This window comes from Paraburkholderia sp. (genome assembly GCF_036488505.1).
In the GTDB taxonomy this organism is placed as follows: domain Bacteria; phylum Pseudomonadota; class Gammaproteobacteria; order Burkholderiales; family Burkholderiaceae; genus Paraburkholderia.
Map to the genome: position 1 here is coordinate 1 of NZ_DASXHN010000362.1, position 3092 is coordinate 3092.

Below are 3092 nucleotides of genomic sequence, written 5' to 3' on the forward strand. Positions count from 1 at the left end.
GGCGCGCTGATCGTCGGCTATGCGCTCGTGGTGATGGGGCCACAACTGCCGTCGCTCGACGCGCTGACCGACTATCGCCCGAAAGTGCCGTTGCGCGTCTATACCGCCGATCACGTGCTGATCGGCGAATTCGGTGAGGAACGGCGCAGCCTCGTGCGCTTTCAGGACATTCCGGACCAGATGAAAAAAGCGGTGCTCGCGATCGAGGACTACCGCTTTTACGAGCACGGCGGCGTCGATTTCATCGGCATACTGCGCGCCGGTTTCGCGGATATCGCGCACGGCGGCGCGTCGCAGGGCGCGAGTACGATCACGATGCAGGTCGCGCGCAACTTCTTTCTGTCCAGCGAGAAGACCTACACGCGCAAGGTCTACGAGATGCTGCTCGCGTACAAGATCGAGCGCGCGCTGACCAAAGACCAGATTCTCGAGCTGTACATGAACCAGATCTATCTGGGCGAGCGCGCGTATGGTTTTGCAGCGGCCGCGCGCGTGTACTTCGGCAAGGACCTGAAGGACATCACGCTGGCCCAGGCCGCGATGCTGGCCGGCTTGCCAAAGGCGCCGTCCGCGTATAACCCGGTCGTCAATCCGAAGCGCGCGAAGATCCGCCAGGAGTACATCCTGCGGCGCATGCTCGAGCTCAAATACATTACGCAAGATCAGTACGATCAAGCGGTCAAGGAAGAGATTCACACGAAGAATCCGGGCAACGAATACAGCGTGCACGCGGAATACGTCGCCGAAATGGTGCGGCAGATGATGTACGCGCAGTACAAGGACGAAACCTATACGCGTGGGCTGAACGTGACCACGACGATTGATTCGGCCGATCAGGACGCCGCGTATCGTGCGGTGCGCAAGGGCGTGATGGATTATGAACGGCGCCACGGCTATCGCGGACCGGAAGGCTTCGTGCAGCTGCCGTCGCCGGGCGACGATCGCGACCAGACGATCGACGACGCGCTCACCGATCATCCGGACAATGGCGAGCTCATCGCCGGCGTCGTGACCGAAGCGGGCCCGAAGCAGGTCGTCGCGCAACTGGTCGACGGCACCCAGGCGAAGGTGACCGGCGACGGCCTGCGCTTTGTCGCCGCCGCGCTGAGTCCGCGCGCGAGCGCGGCGCTGCACATCCGGCCGGGCTCGATCGTGCGTCTGATGGCTGACGACAAGGGCAACTGGCAGATCACCCAACTGCCGCAGGTCGAAGGCGCGCTCGTGTCGCTCACGCCGCAGGACGGCGCGATTCGCGCGCTGATCGGCGGCTTCGACTTCAACAAGAACAAATTCAATCACGTTACGCAGGCATGGCGTCAGCCGGGTTCGAGCTTCAAACCGTTCATCTATTCGGCCGCGCTCGACAAGGGCCTCGCGCCGGCGACCATCATCAACGACGCGCCGCTGTACTTCCCGCCGAGCACGCCGGGGGGCGACGCGTGGGAGCCGAAGGACGACGATCAGCCCGATGGTCCGATGTCGATGCGCGTTGCGCTGCAGAAGTCGAAGAACCTCGTGTCGATCCGCATCCTGTCGTTCATCGGCACCAAGTATGCGCAGGACTTCGTTACGCAGCGCTTCGGCTTCGATGCCGACAAGACCCCGCCGTATCTGCCGATGGCGCTCGGCGCGGGCCTCGTCACGCCGTTGCAATCGGCGGGCGCGTACTCGGTGTTCGCGAACGGCGGCTACCGGATCAATCCGTATCTGATCAGCGAAGTGACCGATGCGCGCGGCGTGCCGATCTCGCGCGCGCAGCCGCTCGTCGCGGGTCGGGATGCACCGCGCACGCTCGAGCCGCGTAACGCGTACATCATGAACAGCCTGCTGCATTCGGTCGCGACCGCGGGCACCGGTGCCGGCACCAACGTGCTGCATCGCTCCGACTTGCAGGGCAAGACCGGCACGACCAACGATGCGAAGGACGGCTGGTTCGCCGGTTATCAGCAGACGCTGGTGGCGGTCGCGTGGATGGGTTATGACCAGCCGAAGAGCCTCGGCAGCCGCGAATTCGGCGCGCAGTTGGCGCTGCCGATCTGGGTGGAGTTCATGCAGCGCGCGCTGCGCGGCGTGCCGCAGTCGGAGCCGCAGCAGCCCGATGGGGTGACCGTGATGAACGGCGAGCTGTTCTTCTCCGACATGCTGCCGGGAAGCGGTTTCGTCGCCAGCATCGGCCTCGACTCGGGCAACGCGCTGGCCGGCGCGAGCGATGCGGTCGGCGGCGTGGGACCGGCCGGCATGACGCCGCCGGTGGTGCCGCCGCCGAGCGTGTCGTCGAACGAGAAGAAGCAGATCATGGATCTGTTCGAATCGAATAAGCCGTAATCAAGGCTGGTCCGCAAGCGTTGTCCGATGGGACTCATCGGGGCGCGCCACGACAAACGTTCGTGGTGTGCTCCGGATGAGTCTTTTTTTTCGCCTTCAACGACTGCCAGAGCGGACGTCGAGCAACATGTCACTGACGGTGACGCGATGCTAATCGGTACGCGTCGACAGACGCGGGAATTCGCTTAGGCATCAAAAAGCGCAGACGAACTGTTGTGCAGAGCGGGAATGGGTCATGGAGAAGACACGCCTTTTCTTCTTTTTTGATATAGCCACGTTGGTATAGTGGCGTCCTCTGACATGAACCTGATCATTCGGTACTTCTGCCGAATGACCCATTGGGAGGACTGAATGCTCGAATGCTCATTCAAGTTAAATGATAGGCCGATGAGTGAATTTGGAATTGGCGCTTTATCGTTTGTTGCTTACTCTGGTCAGGCGGGTTGTATCAATAAGGTATTTCTAACGTGCCAAGCGATTGGCAGCGTATCCGCTCGATACTTACCGATGTACCGAAAGAGTCGGTGACCGGGTCTGAACTCAAAGCGTATGGCGTAGTGACAGTGGCATGAAAAAAATCCTGTTCTGGCTAGCTGTTGGCACAGCTTTCGCGCTCGCAATCTCTGCTAATGCTGTCTGGTGGATCTGGCATCCGGACACGCCGTTGAATTTTTCAAATCCGGTATGGAATTGGGCGAAACGCATGTATGGAGTCACAACCGCCTATGAAAAATCCGACCTGGCCTTCCTGATGTCCTCGGCCCTAA

The 3092-nt window shown here is 61.2% G+C and carries 2 protein-coding genes; both read left to right on the forward strand.

The genetic code is table 11. The annotated features are described in order from the left end of the window. Window positions 1–2325, forward strand: a 2325-nt coding sequence (locus VGH68_RS21550) for a penicillin-binding protein 1A (protein WP_331605735.1), incomplete at its 5' end; no start/stop codon positions are given. Window positions 2326–2893: 568 nt separating this feature from the next. After that, window positions 2894–3092 (forward strand): hypothetical protein (locus VGH68_RS21555; RefSeq protein WP_331605736.1); only part of this gene is annotated, 199 nt, incomplete at its 3' end.